General features: G+C 42.8%; 24 protein-coding genes. All 24 read right to left on the reverse strand.

The features are described 5' to 3' along the window. Entirely contained in the window at positions 1-1023 is a 1023-nt protein-coding gene (locus tag AC1U9Z_RS03680; protein WP_479955755.1) for an aspartate-semialdehyde dehydrogenase, read from the reverse strand. A gap of 40 nt (positions 1024-1063) precedes the next feature. Continuing rightward, the gene (locus AC1U9Z_RS03685) at positions 1064-1648 is read right to left on the reverse strand and encodes a dipicolinate synthase subunit B (RefSeq protein ID WP_479955756.1); all 585 of its coding nucleotides are present in this window, start codon (positions 1646-1648) and stop codon (positions 1064-1066) included. A 14-nt stretch (positions 1649-1662) separates the two neighbouring features. Beyond that, positions 1663-2577, reverse strand: coding sequence for a dipicolinate synthase subunit DpsA (dpsA, locus tag AC1U9Z_RS03690; RefSeq protein ID WP_479955757.1), 915 nt, complete (start codon positions 2575-2577; stop codon positions 1663-1665). 106 nt (positions 2578-2683) lie between these two features. After that, the gene (gene dapB, locus AC1U9Z_RS03695) at positions 2684-3484 is read right to left on the reverse strand and encodes a 4-hydroxy-tetrahydrodipicolinate reductase (protein WP_479955758.1); all 801 of its coding nucleotides are present in this window, start codon (positions 3482-3484) and stop codon (positions 2684-2686) included. 276 nt (positions 3485-3760) lie between these two features. Further along, positions 3761-4030, reverse strand: coding sequence for a YlmC/YmxH family sporulation protein (locus tag AC1U9Z_RS03700; protein WP_333530440.1), 270 nt, complete (start codon positions 4028-4030; stop codon positions 3761-3763). A gap of 14 nt (positions 4031-4044) precedes the next feature. Beyond that, a complete protein-coding gene (locus tag AC1U9Z_RS03705) occupies positions 4045-4386 on the reverse strand; it encodes a hypothetical protein (RefSeq protein WP_479955759.1) in 342 nt (113 codons plus the stop codon). A 165-nt stretch (positions 4387-4551) separates the two neighbouring features. Beyond that, positions 4552-5820: a M16 family metallopeptidase gene (locus tag AC1U9Z_RS03710; protein WP_333530438.1), complete on the reverse strand. Its 1269-nt coding sequence runs from the start codon at positions 5818-5820 to the stop codon at positions 4552-4554. Between the two features lie 149 nt (positions 5821-5969). Beyond that, a complete protein-coding gene (locus tag AC1U9Z_RS03715) occupies positions 5970-6689 on the reverse strand; it encodes a polysaccharide deacetylase family protein (RefSeq protein ID WP_479955760.1) in 720 nt (239 codons plus the stop codon). Between the two features lie 131 nt (positions 6690-6820). Further along, a complete protein-coding gene (gene sleB / locus AC1U9Z_RS03720) occupies positions 6821-7507 on the reverse strand; it encodes a spore cortex-lytic enzyme (RefSeq protein ID WP_479955761.1) in 687 nt (228 codons plus the stop codon). Between the two features lie 241 nt (positions 7508-7748). Beyond that, positions 7749-9977, reverse strand: a complete 2229-nt coding sequence (locus tag AC1U9Z_RS03725) for a polyribonucleotide nucleotidyltransferase (RefSeq protein ID WP_479955762.1) — start codon at positions 9975-9977, stop codon at positions 7749-7751. A gap of 275 nt (positions 9978-10252) precedes the next feature. Next, positions 10253-10522, reverse strand: a complete 270-nt coding sequence (gene rpsO, locus AC1U9Z_RS03730) for a 30S ribosomal protein S15 (RefSeq protein ID WP_479955763.1) — start codon at positions 10520-10522, stop codon at positions 10253-10255. A gap of 94 nt (positions 10523-10616) precedes the next feature. Next, a complete protein-coding gene (locus AC1U9Z_RS03735; protein ID WP_479955764.1) occupies positions 10617-10838 on the reverse strand; it encodes a hypothetical protein in 222 nt (73 codons plus the stop codon). A 12-nt stretch (positions 10839-10850) separates the two neighbouring features. After that, complete coding sequence (locus AC1U9Z_RS03740) at positions 10851-11081, reverse strand: hypothetical protein (RefSeq protein ID WP_333530432.1); 231 nt, start codon at positions 11079-11081, stop codon at positions 10851-10853. A 121-nt stretch (positions 11082-11202) separates the two neighbouring features. After that, positions 11203-12135 (reverse strand): bifunctional riboflavin kinase/FAD synthetase, encoded by a 933-nt coding sequence (locus tag AC1U9Z_RS03745; protein WP_479955765.1) that lies wholly within the window; start codon positions 12133-12135, stop codon positions 11203-11205. A gap of 89 nt (positions 12136-12224) precedes the next feature. Beyond that, positions 12225-13157, reverse strand: coding sequence for a tRNA pseudouridine(55) synthase TruB (gene truB / locus AC1U9Z_RS03750; protein ID WP_479955766.1), 933 nt, complete (start codon positions 13155-13157; stop codon positions 12225-12227). Between the two features lies 1 nt (position 13158). After that, positions 13159-14130 (reverse strand): DHH family phosphoesterase, encoded by a 972-nt coding sequence (locus tag AC1U9Z_RS03755; protein ID WP_479955767.1) that lies wholly within the window; start codon positions 14128-14130, stop codon positions 13159-13161. Beyond that, positions 14123-14485 (reverse strand): 30S ribosome-binding factor RbfA, encoded by a 363-nt coding sequence (rbfA, locus tag AC1U9Z_RS03760; protein ID WP_333530428.1) that lies wholly within the window; start codon positions 14483-14485, stop codon positions 14123-14125. Before rbfA ends, AC1U9Z_RS03755 begins: the two co-directional genes overlap by 8 nt. 40 nt (positions 14486-14525) lie before the next feature. Then, complete coding sequence (gene infB, locus AC1U9Z_RS03765) at positions 14526-17438, reverse strand: translation initiation factor IF-2 (protein ID WP_479955768.1); 2913 nt, start codon at positions 17436-17438, stop codon at positions 14526-14528. 35 nt (positions 17439-17473) lie between these two features. Next, positions 17474-17785, reverse strand: coding sequence for a L7Ae/L30e/S12e/Gadd45 family ribosomal protein (locus AC1U9Z_RS03770; RefSeq protein WP_333530426.1), 312 nt, complete (start codon positions 17783-17785; stop codon positions 17474-17476). Beyond that, positions 17786-18052, reverse strand: coding sequence for an RNase P modulator RnpM (rnpM, locus tag AC1U9Z_RS03775; RefSeq protein ID WP_333530425.1), 267 nt, complete (start codon positions 18050-18052; stop codon positions 17786-17788). It abuts the gene before it with no gap. Positions 18053-18064: 12 nt separating this feature from the next. After that, positions 18065-19219 carry a transcription termination factor NusA gene (nusA, locus tag AC1U9Z_RS03780; RefSeq protein ID WP_333530424.1) on the reverse strand — a complete coding sequence of 385 codons (1155 nt, stop codon included), beginning with the start codon at positions 19217-19219 and terminating at the stop codon, positions 18065-18067. Positions 19220-19239: 20 nt separating this feature from the next. Beyond that, positions 19240-19701, reverse strand: a complete 462-nt coding sequence (gene rimP, locus AC1U9Z_RS03785) for a ribosome maturation factor RimP (RefSeq protein WP_479955769.1) — start codon at positions 19699-19701, stop codon at positions 19240-19242. A 227-nt stretch (positions 19702-19928) separates the two neighbouring features. Then, complete coding sequence (locus tag AC1U9Z_RS03790) at positions 19929-20984, reverse strand: CehA/McbA family metallohydrolase domain-containing protein (protein ID WP_479955770.1); 1056 nt, start codon at positions 20982-20984, stop codon at positions 19929-19931. A gap of 122 nt (positions 20985-21106) precedes the next feature. Continuing rightward, on the reverse strand, positions 21107-22204 hold the full coding sequence (buk, locus tag AC1U9Z_RS03795; RefSeq protein ID WP_479955771.1) for a butyrate kinase: 1098 nt from the start codon (positions 22202-22204) through the stop codon (positions 21107-21109). Between the last annotated feature and the right edge of the window lie 7 nt (positions 22205-22211).

A 22211-nucleotide genomic window follows, 5' to 3' on the forward strand; every position in this document is an offset into this window, starting at 1 on the left:
TTACTCCTTCTTTATTAAGCAGTCATATTTAAGCAAAAGCTCTGCGATTTGTACCGCATTGGTAGCGGCACCTTTACGAATTTGATCCCCTACCACCCAGAGATTGATGCCATTTTCTAAGGTATTGTCCTCGCGAACGCGACCAACAAAAACCTCGTCATGGCTTGAAGTGAATAGGGGCATTGGATATACCTTGTTGGCAACATCATCTTCTACAATAATACCCGGTGCACTGGCCAAAACTTCCTTCGCCTGGGCACTGGTTAATTTACGTTCGGTTTCAATATTAATGGATTCTGAGTGACTACGATAGACTGGTACCCGAACAGTGGTGGCCGTAATTTTAATCTTATCATCGTGTAAAATCTTTTGTGTCTCTTTCACCATTTTCCATTCTTCTTTGGTGTAATCCAATTCCTGAAAAACATCAATATGTGGAATTAGATTAAAGGCAATCTGATGGGCAAATTTATTAGGTGGGTATTCCTTGCCAGCAAGTACGGCCTTAACCTGTTCGGTGAGTTCCTCAATTCCTTCTTTTCCAGCACCTGAAACGGCCTGATAGGTAGAAACAACCACACGCTTAATACCGGCAGCATCATGAATTGGTTTTAAGGCAACCACCATGATAATGGTGGAGCAGTTGGGATTTGCAATAATCCCTTGGTGCCACTTTACATCCTCTGGGTTTACCTCAGGAACTATTAAGGGTACCGCAGGATCCATACGATAATTGCTGCTATTATCAACTACTACACAACCCCGCTCAACCGCTGCTTTACCATATTCTAAGCTTGCTTTTCCACCAGCAAACAAAGCAATATCCATCCCAATAAAGGAGTCGGGGGTAGTTTCCTCAACGATATATTTTTCACCGCGAAACTCTATCTCAGTCCCTGCAGAACGGGAAGTTGCACAAAGTTTTAATTGATCGATTGGAAAATTGCGTTCGTTTAATATATTTAAAATTTCCTGACCCACTGCTCCGGTAGCACCGACTATAGCTAGATTAACCTTTTTCAACGACTTTCCCTCCTTGAATAGTTAAACCCCCGACCTTAAATTATACCTGAACTAGCACTGGTTGTATTTGTTTCCCTTGTAGTGCAGATTCAATTGTATCTATTATAAGATCCATGTTGCATTTTAATGAGTTTGGTTTTCCGGTAGGACTATCCTGACCAAAGGGTACCATATATATATTTTTGGTGTTAATCAGTAATCCTAGGTTTTTAGCGTTGAGACCTAAACCATCATTGGTAGAGATACCGATGACTACAGGCCTTAAATTACGCAAATGTGCTTTTGCTGCCATTAGCACAGGAGTATCGGTAATGCCATGGGCCAACTTAGCCATGGTATTTCCTGTGCAGGGGGCAATCACAACAACATCCACGAGTTTTTGGGGACCAACTGGTTCCGCAGTAACAATGGAATTGATCGGTTCTTTACCTGTAATCTTTTCTAGCATTTCACGCCATTTTGTTGTAGTACCAAAACGGGTGTCGATGGTATCAACAGCAAAACTGATAATCGGATATACTTCAGCACCTTCATTTACTAACTCTTGAATTTTGGGCATTATTTCATCTAAACAGCAATGTGACCCTGTTAGAGCAAAACCAATCCGTACATCTTTTAAACGCATTTGCCGCACCTCCATTATGCCGTTCCTACTGTACCGTCATTACGCTGCAATTCCTGGGCTAACAAATTAGGTATTACCTTTGCTAGTATTTGCCCAGCGGTTTTGGGTGCCACCTTGCCAGGAAGTCCTGGTGCTAAAAGAGCTTTAATGCTCAATCTAGCAGCGGCGTCAAAATCCGTTCCCCCAGGTGGAGAGGCAACATCGATGATCACTGCATCTTCTTTCATTTTGTTCAAGATGCAGTTTGTTAAGACCATCTTAGGCACAGTATTGAAAATAATCTCCGCCTTGGCGATTGCATCTGGTAACTCCTCAAAGGATACTGCTTCCATACCCATCTCATAAACCCTTGCCCGATGAGCTGCCGACCTGGCAACCACTGTGACCCTTGCCCCCATACCATGAAGCAATCTTGCAATACTAGCTCCCGTTCTGCCAAATCCTAATACAAAGGATTTGCTATTATGGATGGTTATTGCAGTGTTCTCCATTGCCATCTGAACAGCTCCTTCTGCCGAAGGAATGGAGTTAAGGATGGCTACTTCATCCAGGGAAAGTACCTGAATAAGTTTTAAGTTGCTTCTTTGGACAATTTCTTTTAACTTCGGTCGGGCAAAACCTGCAAAAACTGGGGTTTGTGGAGGCAGCTTAACGAGCAAAGCTTCCGTTAGTACCAGCGGCTCATCTTCGTATACACAGTAGATATTGCCTTTCTCAAGTAGACCTGGTACTGGTAAAATTACAGCTTGCACATCTGCCAATGCCTCTTCCAGGTTCCCACAAATGGTGATATGTGGAGGATCACTATTAATAGGTAATCCCAAAACCTTCACATAAGCGCCCAGACGAGATAAAGTAGAAACCAGTACAATCTCCCTGGCATCACCACCCAGGACAGCCACTTTGATTCCTTTTAAATCAGGCTGCAATGTTGTACCCTCCTCTCAGCATCTGTATCACAATACATGATATGAGCCATCGGAGGGGGTGGTGCTTGTACCGAAAGCCTAACAGGCGGTGCGGAAAATGGTATATTTAGTTTTCAAAAATTAAATTTTCTAGTCCATAAGCCATTTGTTTTATATTCATGACCTTTTGCACAGCCATAATCAGGCCTGGCATAAAGGATTCCCTAGAGATCGAATCATGCCGAATGGATAGTGTTTGCCCTGTACCGCCAAAAATAACCTCCTGGTGGGCTACAAAACCCGGCAGGCGCACACTATGTATTCTCATTCCTTCAAAGTTCCCCCCACGGGAGCCTTCTATTTTTTCAAATTCACTGGGCATGCCCTGACACATACTCCCCCTTACTTCAGCAATTGCCTCGGCGGTTTTAAGGGCAGTACCGGAAGGTGCATCCATCTTCTGATCATGGTGAAGTTCAATTATTTCTACATGGGGAAAATACTTTGCCGCCTCTGCGGCAAATTTCATCATTAAGATAGCTCCAATGGCAAAATTAGGGGCAATTAGTCCCCCTATGTTTTTTTCGGCTGCTAAAGCAATAAATTTTTCTATTTCCGTTGTAGACATACCAGTTGTTCCCACAACGGGTCTTACACCATACTTAAGAGCCAATTCAATATTTCCTTGTACAACACCAGGGCGTGTAAAATCAATGAGAACATCCGGTTTAACTTCTGTTAACAGCTTTTCTAAATTGGTAGATATTACAATATTTAATTCGGGCTTGCCAATGATCGCTCCTAAAGTACCATCGATTTCATGATTATCCAAAGCCCCAACTAATTGCATTCCATCGGTATTGGCAACTGACTTGCAAGCTTCCTGGCCCATTTTACCCAAGGCACCTGAAACTACTACTTTTATCATAAGTACCACCGCCTTTATATTTGGTGCAACCTTAAGTATTCGTACTTAATTATCTATTACCACATTTAAGGTTGTCAAGGTAGATACATCCAGTGTATTGTATACCTCTGTTGTTTTTAGAATTTTATGATTATTCGAGTTATTATATCACAGGAAAAATGATAATGCGACATTGGAGTATTCTCCGCTGTCGCAGTTTTGCTTCTTCGTATTCCTTTTAGGCAACCCTGGGCCATTGACATTTAACGGACTGTCCATAAAAAGTTAAACGGACAGCTAATACGAATATTTGTGTAAAGAGGGGTTGCATTGATCCATCTCTACTATTATAACCTCTTCGCCAATCTTACGAATACTATCCCAAGGAATGATCATTTGTTGTTTATCCATCCACATGGTGACAAAATTTGTCCGTCTCGGCAAGATGATTGAAACCACTGTCCCAGACTCAATATCGATTGTAACGTCCGATTCGCCTACTACACCCAACCTAGCACCATTATTTATATTAACAATTTCTTTGCCAATTAATTCACTCAATCTCACGGCAAGCCCCCTCCCTATTTAAATCTAAATCTTTTTAATCCTTTAAAAATGCGATTAATAAAAGGGCTTAGAATTGCCAGGATAAAGGATATTGCTGCAACTGGTTCAAGGGATACCCCAGTAAGATTCACCCTTGACGGTAAATCAACTTCTAAAAAGGTGGTTAGCATAATCAAAGATAAATAGATCCCCCCCGCAGTACCTACAAGACCTGCCAGGGATTCAGAAAGAACAGAGGCTTTACTTTCACCAACAACATCCCATTCCTTGCGCATTCTTTTCATTCTTATTCGTTCCTTAATTGAGAAAAAAACTAAAAAAGCTGCCAATATTCCAGCAATCATGCTAATTACCAAACTCCCCCACCTCCTGGTAAATTTTATGGGGCAAATTGGTTAAATATTACTCCAAAGCAAAAAATCCCCCTTAAGGGGGGATTCCTTCGTTTCGCTAACAACCAAAACTACAACTTTACAGTACAAACTGCCGCTATGCTGGCCATGGCTCATGGCGGTAATAATTTAATCCTTCAGTGTTTCCAAAACCCTTTTCAAATCGCCACAGTCCTGCCAGGGCCCAATGGCGGCCATGGAGAATTTTTCCGGATGAAAAAGATTCCCGGCAACACGGACAATGTCATCAATCGATACACGGTTGAGTTTTTCAACTATTTCTTCAGGACTAAACACTTTACCCAGATATAGCTCGGATTTACCTAGCCGGCTCATGTGTGTATTGACACTTTCCATTGACAGCAGAAGATTTCCTTTGAGTTGGTCCTTGGCCCTTTGTAGTTCCTCTTTTGATATACCATTCCTTTTAATGTCCTTTATTTCCTTAAATATCAGTTCCATGGCTTGATTTACATTTTCCTTGCTTAAACCAGCATATACACCAAAGATACCCGTATCATAGTAGGAGCTATGATAGGAGTATACGGTGTAAACTAAACCTCTTTGTTCCCTGATTTCTTGGAATAGTCTCGAAGATAACCCGCCACCCAATACCGTATTGATGACCTGAGCAATATACAAATCATCATCCTTCAAACGCAAACCAGGTGCACCAATTACCATGTGCACTTGTTCTGTTTCTTTGCTCCGACAGTTCACCTCAATACTATGTGTTGGTACGGTTAGCTCTCTTGTTACCTCATTGCCGGTCAAGCCGGAAAATAACGGTGCAAGCTTTTCAACTACCTGGTTGTGCGTAATATTACCTGCCACAGAAACAACAATTCGATTGGGTGTATAATTTTCTTTCAAATATGCACGTAAGTCCTGATAGGTAAAACTGCTTACCGTTTCTGACGTTCCAATGATGGGCCTACCCAACGGATGACCAGACCAAATGGTCTTGGCAAACATATCATGTACCAACTCATCCGGTGCATCCTCATACATTTTTATTTCTTCTAAAATAACATTCTTTTCTCGTTCTACATCCTTTTCGGAAATATTCGAGTTGAAAAGCATATCGGATAATACATCGACTGCCAAATTAAAATGCTCATCTAATACCTTGGCGTAGTAACAGGTATACTCTTTGGTGGTAAAAGCATTCAGTTGCCCTCCCACTGCATCCAGTTCTTCCGCAATTTGCTTTGCTGTCCTATGTTTGGTTCCTTTGAACATCATGTGTTCAATATAGTGGGAGATACCTGCGGTTTCATTGCTTTCATCCCTAGACCCAACATCAACCCAGATCCCCAGTGCAACAGAACGAACATGGGAAACTTGCTGTGTTAATATTCTTATTCCATTTGGTAGTACTTCTTTTTGGTAAAACATTACAACACCCCCTGGAAGCGCGATTATGGAAATTTCTCTATTAATGACTGAAAATCCTTTTAAAATTTTGATATATTTTGTCTTTATTGCCACATCAGTGTAAGTATTCCCGCTTTTACTCAGTCTATGAATATTTTACTCTTTATTATTTATTTTTTCGGAAGGTCCTTAATTAATTCTCCCACTTTAACAAACTCATATCCTTCACTTTTAAGTTGTTTGATGATTGAGGGCAATGCTTTAGCTGTTGGATCCGTGGGATGCATTAATACAATCGCCCCGTTATGAGCTTTGCTTACCACCCTTTTGACAATGACATCCGGGGCTGGCCTCTGCCAGTCGATTGTATCGATACTCCAAAGAATGAAGCGATAGTCCTGCTCTTCGGCAGCCCTTAAGACCGCTGGGCCCCTTTCCCCGTAAGGCGGTGCATATAACTTCGGTCTTTTTTGTATCGTATCATAGATTATTTTTTCGGCCTTCTGCATATCCCTTAGGTTGCCGCTTTTGCTTAATTGGTCCGGATGAGGATGGGAATAGCCATGGGTGCCAATTTCATGACCTGCTACATCCATTTTTTTAAGCAACTCCGGAAAATCTTCCACCCAGGTCCCCCCTGCAAAAAAAGTAATCTGGATATTTTCATCTTTAAAAATGTCTAACATTTTAGGTATGTACTCTTCCCCCCAAAATACATTACAGGCCAGTGCAATCTTTTTCTCATTTTCTTTTCCCTGGTAAATAGGAGCAATAACTCTTTGGCGCTTTTCCTGGTTGACCATGATACCTAGGCCAATAAAAAACAGGGCAATTACAAACCAAAGGACTGACTTGTATAGCCATCCCCTCCGTATAAATAATATTCTCATTTTTTCACCCCTTTTTTCCTTCTTTACCAAACTTTATGCCGTTAAAGGAATGATTATATCTATAATTAAGAAAGTAAAAGGGAGTGTCGCAAACTACTAGGCAGTTTTGCGGCACTCCCTTTTATGATAATTTATGAAGCAAAAACGTGATTACCAATTTTTAAGGAAATCGGACGGCTCCAGATCCACTTACTGGTTGCGGTTTTTGGATTCCAATAGTATAGTGCACCACGTGAGGGATCCCAGCCCTTAATAGCTTCCTCTACTGCCCGCATGGCCGATGCATTGGGCTGTAAGTAAAACTGCCCATCGTTTACGGCTGTAAAGGCCCAGGGTTGAAAGATGACCTCCTGGATCGTTCTGCCGAATTGTCCTGAAAGAACCCTATTTAAGACAACCGCAGCAACAGCAACTTGTCCCTCAAAGGATTCTCCCCTAGCTTCGCCATGTACCACCCTGGCTAGATCATATAAGTCTGCCCGTGATAAGGGTAATGATCCCCGGGAGGTAGTTGCAATAGCCGCAGGGGCGTCGGTAGTTTTAGGTCGGGAACTGTTATTTCCACTGACCTGGCTAATCAATCGATTGGCTGTAGCCTTGCCAACAATACCATCTACCTTCAGACCATTTTTCCCTTGAAATTGCTTTATGGCATTTAATGTACGCCACCCATAGATTCCATCGGCATTTCCTGCTTGATATCCTAAATAGTTTAGATTCTTTTGCAATTGTTGTACATCATAACCCTGCATACCATACTTTATCGTTCTATCACCCAGATATGCTTCGGCCTTTCCCATTGGAAAGATAATTAGCAAAAATAGTATAGGAACCGTAAACAATACTAGTAGCAATCTTTCTTTAACGATATTACCACCTCTTTTTTAGACTCTCACCTAGTATGGGGCATAATTATTTTATATTTTTTTACTGTCATTTGGCAAAGCGCAAATATTATTCCTATTTAACTAACTACTTTATATAGCATGGAATAAAAAATATAGCCGATAAATAGAAGTTTTATCAATCGATAACTCCCATTTACCGGCTAATGTGATTTTATTCCTTGGTAGTCTTTGGACGACTAAAGGGTCTGCGTTCTCTTTTTTCAGGTTGCTCTGCATTCCCTTCCTGCGGTGCTGGTGCCAAACCCATATCCCGCATGGCTTCCTTCTTAGAGAGTTTCAGTCTGCCCTGAGGGTCATAACCAATGGCTTTTACTGTTATGATTTCCCCTTCTTTAACAATATCCTCGGTCTTTTCAACCCTTTGGAAATCCAATTGGGAAATGTGCACCAGACCCTCCTTACCGGATAATCCCAATACCCCTGGAATTACCTCGACAAAGCAACCAAAGTCGGTCACCCGGGTAACCTTCCCATCGTATAGCTTGCCAACCTCTACCTCTGAGGTAATGGACTTAATAATTTCCAGAGCCTTTTTACCCTTTTCGCGATCAACAGCAGCAATAAATACTCTGCCATCATCTTCGATATCGATGTCTGCCCCGGTTTCCTCTACTAATTTCTTGATAATCTTACCACCAGGTCCAATGATATCCCTAATTTTATCTGGGTTAATGTTGGTACGAATAATAGAAGGAGCATGCTCAGAGATTTCGGTTCTGGCTGCAGGTAGTATATCTAACATTTTATTCAATATATACATCCGACCACGATGCGCCTGTTCCAAAGCCTGCTCAAATACTTCCCTGGTGATCCCAGGGATTTTAATATCCATTTGCAAGGCTGTTACACCATTGGCTGAGCCAGCAACCTTAAAGTCCATATCCCCCAGGTGATCTTCTAAGCCTTGAATGTCAGTCAAAACAGTAAATTTATCCTCTTCCATAATCAGTCCCATGGCCACACCGGCAACAGGTGCCTTTAAGGGAACACCGGCATCCATGAGGGACAGTGTGCTGCCACAAACGCTGCCCATGGAAGTAGAACCATTGGATTCGATGGCCTCTGAAACCACCCGGATCGTATAAGGGAATACTTCTTCAGGCGGAATCATGGGCTCCAATGCCCTTTCTGCCAAAGCGCCATGACCAATTTCCCGACGTCCGGGAGATCGCATAGGCTTTGTCTCCCCGGTACTAAAGGGTGGGAAATTATAATGGTGCATATACCTCTTCGTTTCCTCGGTACCCAGACCATCTAAAATTTGTTCTTCACTGATGGAGCCTAGGGTGGCGACAGAAAGAATTTGGGTTTGACCCCTCGTGAAAAGACCAGTACCATGGGTACGGGGCAACACGCCAACTTCTACCGTGATGGGACGAATTTCGTCGATAGCCCGACCATCAATACGAAGTTTATCATGGGTAATAATTCTACGAACTACCTTTTTCTCTGCCTTTTCAATTAAAGCCATGACCTCTCTAGGATTATCAGGGAATTGCTCCAGGAAGTTTTCCTGTAACCCTGACATTACTTCATCCATATAGGCTTCTCTTTGTTTTTTGGTCAGCTGCTCTTTGGAACAATTCAATACCGCCTCGCGAATTTTTTCTTCGGCCTTGGGCAGAATCTCATTTTCCAGGGCAGTATCAAATGCTTGGTCCGGTATCTCCATTTTATCCCATGCTAATCCCATGGCTAAGGCATCATTTCTAAAATCTTCGATAAACTTGACAATTTCCTTTACCTGATCATGGCCATAAATAATAGCCTCTAACATTTGATCTTCAGGTACTTCTTTGGCACCTGCCTCTACCATCATCACAGCATCATCGGTACCAGCCACCACAAGGTGCATATCACTGTTTTGAGCTTGACGTACCACCGGATTGATGACAAATTGCCCATCTACTCTACCGATAATCACTCCACCAATAGGCTTTTTCAAGGGAATCTTGGAGATATGTAGAGCAGCCGATGCACCAATCATTGCTGCAATTTCCGGTGCATTATCCTGATCCACTGATAATACGGTGGCAACCACCTGAACTTCATTTCTCATGTGTTTTGGGAAAAGCGGACGTATGGGGCGATCAATTAATCTTCCAGATAAAATTGCTTTCTCACTAGGGCGACCTTCCCTCTTTATAAACCCGCCAGGGATCTTTCCCACAGCATAGAGTCTTTCTTCATAATCTACAGTAAGTGGAAAGAAGTCAATATCCCTAGTATTTTTTGCCACAGTGGCTGTTACTAAAACTACCGTTTCGCCATAAGTGGCCAACACAGCACCACCGGCCTGCTTAGCCAGGCGACCTGTCTCCAGGGTGAGGGTTCTACCTCCTAATGATAGTTTCCTGATTAATACTTGATTTTCAGACACTATTCTTACCTCCAAAGTTTCTGTACTTGACAAATCTTAACAATTCGACATTTTTATTAGTATATCCTTCTTAATAGGAGAAAAATACTAAAGACTTTGAATTAGCTATCAGCCGTCAGCTTTAAATAGCCATAGGACATGCGCCGTGAACCTCCTCAAAGGGTAGGTAGGAGGTAATGCATAGCGGGGGATAACGATAGCACCTGCAAATTCGACAGATTTATCTTTCCCAATTATAAACAATAAAAAAAAGCGAGCTAAAATGCTCGCTTTTATTATTTCCGTAGTCCTAGTCTTTCTAAGATTGCACGGTAACGGTCAAAGTTACGGTCGCGCAGGTAGTTAAGCAACGCACGGCGTTGACCTACCATCTTTAAAAGTCCACGACGAGAGTGGTGATCCTTTTTAAAGGACTTAAGGTGCAGAGTTAATTGATTAATCCGCTCGGTTAAAAGAGCGATCTGAACCTCCGGAGAACCAGTATCTCCTTCGTGGGTCTTAAAAGCATCAATGATTTGATTTTTCTTTTCTGCAGATAATGCCAAGATGTTCACCTCCTTATTTTTAGATCCCTGTTATCCAAGACAACCGCCGGAGTAAGCAAATTCCCTAGATAACAGTTCTTTGGGAAAAGAAAAATCATTTCCCAATTATAGTTATTACCAAACGGCCATTTTCAATATCCTTCGCAACGATATCAAAAAAGCGACCGGATTTGGCAAAAAAACCCCTAAATCTTGTGGCCGTAGGTATACGACCGGGAATCCCTTTCGCTGCGATGATAATGTCTGACGTAGTTATTCTATCCTGACGCAGGTCCCTTAACCTCTTGCGGGCATGTTCCGTAATAATAATACGCATACATAGCTCCGCTCAACAACTAAGGTATTGATATATCCTATAATCCTCGTCTTCCTGAGCCAAAAAAGCATATAACGCATCCTGAAAGGCAACTATTCTTACATTATCCATATTGGATCGTACATAAAGAGATTCCAATTCACGCTTTAAGGATTGAAACTCCTCACTTACACATATTAAAGCAATATGGTTAAGCCAGCGTTTAACCTCCTCTTCAGGAGTATCAAGTTTTGGATACCCCACGGACAACGTCTCCTTTCTTTTTAGCTGGGACGTTTGCCGAATTTATTGTAGCACAATCATTACTAGATGTAAATGTTAGGTATTAATAATTATATTGTGGGTATCCCCTATTTATTCAACTTTAGTTTGAAAGGTCAAATCTGGCGCTTTGCACATCCGCCTGAATTTGACTAACCAGATCATTTATTGAATTAAACTTTTTTTCATCCCGTAACCTGCTAACATATTGAACCCTAATATTTTTGCCGTAAATATCCCCACAAAAATCCAATAAATGAACTTCAATATTGGTTCTTAGGCTATTGCCCTGAAAAGTGGGTTTGGTTCCTATATTCGCTACTCCAAGGTAGATCTCATCATCCATTTCTACTTTAACACTGTAGACCCCCTTGGCTGGTACCACCATGCCTTCCGGGCAATTAATATTTGCTGTGGGGAAGCCAAGGGTATTCCCTCTGCGGTCACCCTTTACTACCGTACCCTCCGTAAAGGGGTAATAGCCAAGATATTTCTTAGCAGAAATAACGTCTCCCTCCGCTAATTTACTACGGATGAGAGTACTGCTAACCACTTGGTCCCCCACCATAACAGGAGGAATTACACTTAATGTATAACCATACTCTGCGGCATAATAATTAAGGTCATCGGTCTTTCCACTACCTTTATAGCCAAAGGTATAGTTATAGCCCACCACAATTCCCTTGGTGCCTATTTGTTCGATAAGAATATCTTTAATAAACTCCTCGGGACTTAACCGGGCAAATTCTGGGGTAAAGTGTAAGGGTATTAAGATATCCACACCTAAGCCAGCCATAATCCGTTCCTTTGATTCTTGATCCAACAACATTGCTGGTGCCATTTGGGGTCTTAGAACCATCAGAGGGTGTGGATCAAAGGTTAGTATAGCCGCTGTTCCCTTTGAGCGGCTTGCCATGGACACAGCCTCCCCAATAAGCCTTTGGTGCCCTAGATGTATCCCGTCAAAGTTTCCTAAGGCTACGGTAATGTTAGAATAAATATCCTTAAGTCCCTTAAGGCTTCTATATACACGCAATTCTTTTACCCCCTGCCAAACACAATTCCACTTTGTAATGATACACAATTTATTGCATGCAACCAATGGTGCGTGAAAATTTAATTATTTTAAACAGAAAAAACCACTTCGGGCCGTAGAATGATACGTTCCGCATCATCCTTTCGATCTATCGCCGCTTTATAAATTCCCAGCAAACGATTGTCCAGTTGAACCCGGACAAGATCATTGGGGTTTAGGGCCTGTAAACCCCACCGGATGCCTGAGGGATATAAAGTTGCACCTGAACACACGGCCTTATTTGCTGTAGGATGAATTTCGACCATCGGTAAATGCTCAACCGCCTTGGTCATCGGTATAACGGCATCGATTAACTTGTTTTCCCGGGACATGATTTCAATTTGTTCCAGTGTAAAGGAATTATGTAAGCCAAAGGCTGCAACCCGGGAGCGCAACAAAAAGGACATATAGGCGCCACAACCCAATGCCTTACCCATATCTGAACACAGGGTACGCACATATGTCCCCTTTGAACAAGTTACATCAAATAATACCCTGGGGTTCGGTGTGCCCCAATCCCAGCTATCAATTATCTGGATTTCATATATTGTAACTGTTCTACTGGGTACTTCAATCATCTTGCCTTCCCGTTCCAGTTCATAGAGTTTTTTGCCATTGACCTTAATAGCCGAAGCCATGGGAGGAGTCTGGGTTATTTCTCCCCCGAAACTTTTTAGTACCTCGTTGAATCTTTCGGAGTTAATGGCGGATGCATCTCTATTGTCCAGTATCTTACCAAAGGCATCCTGGGTAGATGTTTCCATTCCCAGAGTAGCTTCCGCACGATAGGTTTTATCTCCATCGGTTATAAACCTAGCCAATCGAGTGGCTCGGCCTAAACAAATTGGTAAGACTCCCGCCGCTCCGGGATCAAGGGTTCCTGTGTGGCCGCATTTTTTAATGCCAGTTGCTCGTCTGACAAAATATACAACATCATGGGAAGTCATACCCGGGGGTTTCAATATATTAATAATCCCGTCCAACTTAACACCCCCGGAATAATTCTTTGGCTTCCTTTAGAACAGCTTCCTTCACTTCTAAAAGGTTACCCTTGATCGTGCAGCCTGAAGCACGTACATGCCCTCCACCGCCAAACTTTTTGGCCAATAAATTAACGTCCACGGTATACTTTGAACGAAAACTTACTTTAACCCTATTTTGGTCCAGTTCACGGAAAGAAATGGCCAACTCAACACCTTTTATTTTTCTGGGATAGTTAATTAGACCTTCTATATGCTGATCTTCCGCTCCCACTGACTCAATTTTTTCCTGACCAATACTTATCCAGGCAATTCTACCACATTCACTTACATCCAAGTTTCTTAAAGCTACTTCCAGCAAACGAATTGACTGAAGGGGCTGTTCGCCGAAAATAAGGTTTGAGAGAAGTGAAACCGGAACCCCACACTGTAATAACTTCGCAATCTTAACGTGGGTTTCCGGTGTCGTATTTTCATAACGGAAAGAACCAGTATCGGTAACGATGGCGGTATATAGATTGATAGCCAGATCCAGATTGAGTGAAATCCCCAGTTGCTCCAACAAATCCATAATGATTTCCCCGGTGGCTGCTGCAGTTGATTTTACATAATTGTAATTCCCGAAGGGTTGATCATTGACATGGTGATCAATTACAACTACAGGCAGCCCGTAATCTACCAGGGGTGTGATGGTAGAGCCAAGTCGCTCTCGTACTGAGCAGTCTACCACCACCAGTAAATCGTAATTTTTTTCTGGAACACTGCCCACCACTATTTCTTTTATACCAGGAAGAAATTCGTATAAGTCAGGCAATGGATCTGAACTAACCATTGTAACCTCTTTACCCTTTGCCTGCAAAGCCATTCCTAATGCTAAGACAGAGCCAAGACTATCACCATCTGGCATAACATGCCCGCATAATATCGGTCTTTTGGCATTTAATAATACCTCTGTCACAGCCTTAAGGTTATTCATTGGTCTGCTTTGCCTCCTGAGCATTTATCTCATGGAGTATCTCCATAATTCTCGTGCCATGGTCTAGGGATGTATCTAATTTAAAAATCAATTCCGGGGCCTGACGTACTTTAATTCTCCTGCCAATTTCTGAGCGCATGAAACCAGCGGCCTTTTGTAATATATTGACTGTCTCCTGTCTCTGGTCAGCAGAACCTAGAACACTTACAAAGATTTTAGCAAAGGACAGATCTTTGGTTACTTCTACACCCGTAATGGTTACAAAACCTAGTCTGGGATCTTTAATGTCGTTACGAATTAAATCAGCAATTTCTTTTTTTATGGCTTCAGCCACACGTTCCGGTCGGTGCGACATGCAACACACCTCCTATGTTTTTGCGGTCAATACCATAGTATTAGAGCTCACGTTTAATGGTTTCCATAATATAAGCTTCAACGATATCGCCTTCCTGAATATCATTAAACCGTTCAATGGTCAAACCACATTCATAACCCTGAGCAACTTCCTTTGCATCATCTTTAAATCGTTTTAGGGAATCGAGCTTCCCTTCGAAAACTACGATGCCGTCCCTGATTATCCGAACATTTGCATCTCTAACAATTTTTCCTTCGGTTACATAACCACCGGCAATGGTACCAATCTTAGATGCTTTAAAGGTCTTCCTTACTTCCACATGACCTAAGACAACTTCCTTAAATTCTGGATCAAGCAAGCCGCTCATAGCCTTCTTAACATCATCAATAACTTCATAGATTACCCGGTAGAGGTTAATATCAATTTTCTCTGCGTCTGCTAGTTTTCGTGCATTATTATCCGGCCTTACGTTGAAGCCAATAACAATTGCATTGGACGCTGTAGCCAGCATAATATCATTTTCATTCACTGCACCTACACCGGTATGGATTAGGTTAACGTTAACTTCATCCGTTGTTAGCTTTTCTAAGGCTTGAGCCAGCGCCTCGATGGAGCCTTGCACGTCCGCTTTAATAATGATGGGAAGTTCCTTAATTTGCCCCTCTTGGATATGCTTAAACAAATCATCCAGAGATATTTTTGTAGTGGATCTAAGTACTTCTTCCCGCTTTCTAATCTTCCGCTTCTCTGCTACATCTCTGGCCAATTTTTCGTCTTCCACTGCCACTAAAATATCTCCGGCTTCCGGTACATCTGAAAGGCCTAAGATTTCAACAGGAGTGCTGGGGGGGGCTTTTTTAACACGTCTGCCCTTGTCATCAATCATCGCTCTAATACGTCCGGATACATGGCCAACAACAATAGTATCCCCGACATTTAAGGTGCCATTCTGAACAAGTACAGTTGCCACTGGTCCTCTGCCCTTATCCAATTCTGCTTCTACAACGGTACCCCTGGCCATACGATCAGGATTTGCTTTTAATTCATGCACCTCAGCCACTAGCAAAATCATTTCAAGAAGGTTATCCAAGCCAGTGTGCTGTTTAGCTGAAACTGGTACCGCTATGACATCGCCGCCCCAATCCTCAACAACCAACTCATACTGGGTCAGTTCCTGCTTAACTTTATCGGGATTAGCCGTTGGTTTATCAATCTTATTGATAGCCACAATGATTGGCACATTTGCTGCCTTCGCATGGTTAATGGCTTCAACTGTTTGTGGCATTACACCGTCATCCGCAGCAACCACTAAAATTGCTATATCCGTAATTTGAGCACCACGGGCCCTCATAGCAGTAAAGGCAGCGTGACCGGGAGTATCCACAAAGGTAATCTTTTTACCATTTCGTTCTACTTGGTAGGCACCTATATGCTGAGTAATGCCACCTGCTTCCGCAGCAGTCACATTCGTTTCCCTAATTGCATCCAACAAGGAAGTCTTGCCGTGATCTACGTGACCCATGATCGTTACAACTGGCGGACGTTGTACTAAATTGCCTTCGTTCTCTTCGGGTTCAGCCATAACTAATGCTTCTTTATCAACTGCTACTTTCAGTTCAGTCTCAATACCATACTCACCAGCAATTAAAGCAGCCGTGTCAAAATCCACTTCTTGGTTGATGGTAGCTAAAATGCCAAGGCCCATTAGTTTTTTAATTACTTCTGCCGCAGTTTTCTTTAACTTCTCTGCTAACTCCTGAACAGTAATTATTTCCCCGATTTGAACTGGCTTTTTATCTAAAATCGGTGGTGGAGCAGGTTGATAGTGTTTCTTTTTGCCCTTGTTGTTACGTCCTTTATATAGCTTGTTGCTTTCTATATTGCCGTCGGCCCACTTGCCGTCTTTTTCATAATTTTTGCGACGATCGCCCTTTGTTTTATCCGGTGCCTTGGTTGGTTTAGGTTGGGCAATTTGTTCCGGCGGCTTGGGAATAGATGGACCGCCGGCTCGGTTTTGGGCTGCCCTAGGCCCTCCTTGGGGTCTGCCTTGACCGCCGCCCTGGGGACGATCACCGTAAGGTCTGCCTGGGCCACCGCCTTGGGGACGATCACCATAAGGTCTGCCTGGGCCGCCGCCCTGGGGACGATCACCATAAGGTCTGGCTTGACCGCCGCCTTGGGGACGATCACCGTAAGGTCTGCCTGGGCCGCCGCCCTGGGGACGATCACCATAAGGTCTGCCTTGGCCGCCGCCCTGGGGACGATCACCGTAAGGTCTGCCTTGGTTGCCGCCTTGGGGACGATCACCGTAAGGTCTGCCTTGGTTGCCGCCTTGGGGACGATCACCGTAAGGTCTGCCTTGGCCGCCGCCTTGGGGACGATCACCGTAAGGTCTGCCTTGGTTGCCGCCTTGGGGACGATCACCGTAAGGTCTGCTTTGGCCGCCGCCTTGGGGACGATCACCGTAAGGTCTGCCTTGGTTGCCGCCCTGGTTGTTATGAGCCCTGCCGCCCTGATTATTTACATTGGTTGAAGTCTGTACAGATTCGTTACCAACTGGGGATTTGGGGCCCTTTGTTTCCTGTACCGGTCTTTGGTTAGTCTTTGGCTTGTCTTCATATCTTCTGTCCGGGGGTCTGTTAGGTACTCTATCCACTAACCCTGGCCCCTTTGTGTTATCCGGTTTAAATAACTGATCTTGTTCCTTCTTCTCTTCCATTCCTTGCCCCCTAACACGTTCTGGCTGAATTTGCGTATTTGTAGATCCTGATTCCTTTTTTTGGCCTTGATTTGCTTTTTTACCAAATTGTTGGTATACCTTTTGTAAATCGTATTCCTCTAAAGCACTCATGTGTGACTTCACAGTTATACCTAGTTCAGTTAATCTATTTATAAGTTCTTTATTTTCTATATTAAGCTCCCTTGCAATTTCATGGACCCTTTTTTTTGTCATTGAACCACCTCCTAAAATTAAAACCCTATATAATTCTAGGCTTCTCCCCCTTCCAGCAGGCCTTCTATGCCTCGGGCAAAGTTGGGATCCAATATCGCTACCGTGGCACGGGGTGATTTACCCAGTGCCAAACCCAGTTGATCTTTAGTAAAAGCTACTCTGGTAGTAACCTTTTTTGACTGACCAATACGGATATATTCCCCTTTAATTCTTTCCGAGGTATTCGTAGCAATAATTAAAAGTTTAACTTTGCCTTTAGCAAGATGCCCCCGAACAGCAAAATCTCCTGACACAACCTTCCCAGCTCGCTGACCTAAACCTAAGAGATGAAAAACTGGACCGCTCACCTATTTCACCATTCCTTGCTTAAGCGTTTCTATGATCTCTGGTGATATAAAGCATTCTAAGGAACGTTCTAACCTTTTTCCTTTTATAGCCCTTTGCAAACATTCAATATTGGAACAAAGATAAGCCCCTCTACCAGATTTCTTACCAGTGGCATCAATCTCCACGGTATTCTGAGGGGTTCGCACCACTCTTGTCAGTTCACGCTTGGGCTTCATTTCCTGACAACCAATACACATCCTTAGCGGAACCTTTTTGACCTTGGGCACTGGATAACCTCCTTATCTTTCTTCACTTTCATTGAATGTTTCTTCAAGTTTATATTTATCATCCCATGTTTCTGACTGGTTATATTCCTCACCTTCCCCCAGGTTATCCTCACCATTATAATCCGGGTAAATATCGGTCATTTGGGATTCGCTTTTTATGTCAATTTTCCAGCCAGTAAGTTTCGCTGCCAAACGTGCATTTTGTCCTTCTTTGCCGATGGCTAGGGAAAGTTGATAATCCGGAACAATTACCCTGGCCACCTTCTCATCTTCCCATACTTCCACGGCTACCACCTTAGCAGGACTTAGGGAAGAAGCAACGTATTTGGATGCGTCTGGATTCCACTTGATAATGTCGATCTTTTCACCGTTCAATTCAGTTACAATATTTTGTACACGCATACCCTTGGGTCCAACACAGGCACCCACAGGATCAATATTTTCATCCTTTGAATACACGGCTATTTTAGACCGGTAACCAGCTTCCCGGGCGATGGATTTAAGTTCAACAACACCTTCTTGCAGTTCAGGTACTTCTAACTCAAAGAGCCGTTTTAATAAGCCAGGGTGAGTCCTGGAAACAAGAATTTGTGGGCCCTTTGTGGTCTTGCGCACCTCCACAATATATGTTTTTAAGCGGCTGCCCGGTCTATAATCCTCACTGGGCATTTGTTCAGATGGTGTTAGGATAGCTTCTGTTTTCCCCAACTCAATAAAAACATTTTTATTCTCAATACGTTGTACAATACCTGTTAGAATATCACCTTCCCGATTGGCAAATTCCTCAAAGATAATATTCCTTTCAGCCTCACGTATACGCTGAACAACTACTTGTTTCGCTGTTTGGGCAGCAATCCGTCCAAAATTTCTCGGGGTTACTTCATCCTCCACCACATCCCCTAAATTAAACCGGGGATCTATTTTTCTTGCATCCTCCAGGGATATCTCAATCCGATCATCTTCAATTTCTTCTACCACAGAACGTTGGGAGTATACTTTGTAATCCCCTGTTTCCCTGTCGATATGAACTCTAGCATTTTGTAGTGACCCAAAGTTACGTTTATAGGCTGACAACAAAGCTGCCTCAATCGCTTCTAATAGAACATCCACGGCAATGCCTTTTTCTTTTTCTAAGTCCCTTAACGCCTCTAAGAACTCGCTATTCACTTGTGCTCCCCCCAATAATCTCAAATTTCAATTGCCAATCGTGCGGCGGCAACCTGTTGATGGGGTAATACAACCTGTTTCCCTTTTATATCCAGGTGAATCCCCTCTTCGTTATATTCCATTAATTTACCAGTAAAACTTTTGGCGCCGTTTACTGGAGCAAAGGTAGTTACATTTACCAATTGACCTTTAAATCTTACAAAATCCTGGGGTTTTTTGAGCGGTCTCTCAATTCCTGGTGAGGATACCTCGAGAAAGTAAGCCTGGGGTATTGGGTCCAGCTCATCAAGAAGAGTATCAATTTTTTCCGAAGCAATTTGACAGTCATCTAATTCGACACCTTCTGGTTTATCTATGAATATTCTTAAATACCAATTGCCACCCTCTTTGACATATTCCACATCTACCAATTCCAGGTTCAATCCCTCAATGATTGGCTGCACAGCTTCTGTTACTCTCTCAACAACGGTACTCTTAGCCAAAGATAATCCTCCCTTATTGCCGCAATTACCCAAACTAATACGAAAGAGTGGGAAATTCCCACTCCTCTCCTAAACACAAAAAATTAATAGTAGGTAAAACAAACAAAAAAGCATAATAAGTATACCATGGAAACAATTTCTTTACAAGGCTAACCCTAATCAGGAAAATTTGTAGAAATATCGTACCCTTATAACAATAATTTTATCCATAGCTTATTCCTTATCCTTCAGTTTGAGTACCCAGAATCGGGGTCAGGCCTAATATAAATATGGTTAGAAAATATCCAGGGGCGTCGCCAAATACACCCTTTATAAACTTCTACCCTATATACTCCCGGTTCAGGATCAGGTAAATGGATAGCCTTTGTATAACTTTGTAAAAATACTTTGCCATCCTTTATTAATTTCAGATGGGCCTTCTCTGGCAGAATAACGTTTAATGTCATGCCAGGTCGATGCATAACTTCTTCCCCCATGTGCCATTTGTCATTTAGGTGTTGTAGGTAAAAGAAAAATTCTTTAACATGACCAGCAAAGTGATTAACTAAATAACTTCGCCCACTTTTGATGGCAGATAAAATTATTTTACGGTCATTTTGTACGATGCCTTGCAAAGGTTCCTTGGATAAAATATGCGTTCTTAGAGTTTTAAATTGGTATTTGTAACTGCTTAGTATATTCGGTACCCAGCCAAATTGTCGACCCCCATGGGCATCAACCCCTGCTATTGCTGGTACTGGTCGTAATTCTCCCAATAGGTCCCATTTTTGCAAAGTTTCCGGTTGAGGCGGACTTAGAATAGCCTTAGGAAATAGGAAACTTATCAGTAAACCCCTTAGGCTCTCAAAGCTTGTCATCCATTGAGAAAAATAATTCCAAATTTCCAAGCCAACGGGCATATCCAAATCCCAATTATCCCAGTGCATGCTACCCCGGAAAATTGTATTTTCCTTTTGATCAGGGTGAGCTAAAAAACCAAAGCCGCCCTGTTCATAAACCTGCTCAACATATTTAGCTGGCTGTTGTTTTTTACAGGGAACTGAACTTATATCATAACATAAAAAATGGTTCTGTCGAGGGGAAACTTCCGCCCCTACCAGAACTAAAACTTCATGCAGATATTGTTCCCCCTGTTGGTGCAGTCCGTCCAAAGTGTCATGATCATTTATAAGTATAAATTTAGCCCCTGACTTATAAGCTGCCTTAGCGATACCCTTAAAGTCTGCGGACCCATCGGAATAACTTGTATGAACATGAACCACGCCTGAATATTGATAAATCATACTGCACCTCGGTTAGGTAATTACCTTCCTATTTTAATTTAAATATATGTACATGTATAAAGGTAATATTTGGGGAGAGCTGGGGTCAGGCTTGAATAATTCAAGCCTGACCCCAATGTTTCTTAGACAAAAAATTCTTCCTTTGTTTCATGACGATCTACGTATTCGTTGCACTCTTCTTCACCGCGCAAAATGCGGAGTGCTCCAAGGGCCAGGGATTCTAGCTCGTTTTCTCCTGGTACAACGATAACCGGTGCGATAAATTCGACCCGCTTTGCAATCATGTCTGTCAACATTTTCGAATAGGCAATACCGCCGGTCAAAATAATATGGTCAATTTTACCGTCTATGGTAGGTGATAATTCGCCAATTCCCTTGGCCGCCTGGTAGGCTTGGGCCTCATAGAGCAGCTTGGCCTGTTCATTGCCTTGTTCAATCATCGCTTCAATTTGTCTGCAGTCGTGGGTGCCTAGGTGGGCTTTTAGGCCTCCCAGGCCGCGTAGTTTTTTCAATAAATCCTTTTTGCTGTATTCGCCGCTGTAACACATATCGACGATATACAGAATCGGTACACTGCCCGAGCGTTCCGGTGAAAAAGGTCCTGCATCATCCGTGATGACATCAACAATTTTTCCTTTTTCGTGTGCACTGATGGAGATGCCGCCTCCTAAATGGGCCACGATAAAGTTCATCGCCTCATACCCTTTGCCCTGGCTTTGGGCTACCTTTCTGGCCGTGGCTTTACTGTTTAAAACGTGACAAAAACTGTGTCTGACGATTTCCGGAATGCCAGTGACCTTTGCCACTGGTTTAAGTTCATCCGAGGATACAGCATCGTAGATATAGGCCGGAATTCCCTTTGGCTGTGCCAGTGCCGCTGCCAGAAGTGCACCCAGGTTGGAAGCGTGGTTCACAATGGGACCCTGAATAATTCGTTTCTTCATGGCCTCATTTACATAGTAGCCCCCCGCTTTTACCGGTGGCAGTTGTCCTCCCCTGCCAACCACTGCCGAAAGTTTTTCTAGGTTGAACTTGTGCTTTGCCAGTGCCTGAAGAACCAATTGTTTTCTCATTGCAAACTGATCCTTTAAGCTCTTACACCTTTCCAAATCCTCATTGCTATGGTTGATGGCTTCCACAAACAGTACTTCTTCATTTTTATACAAAGCGGCTTTGGTAGAGGTTGACCCAGGATTGATTGCTAAAATATAGTAATCCATAATCCCG

Source organism: Desulfotomaculum sp. (genome assembly GCF_982386235.1).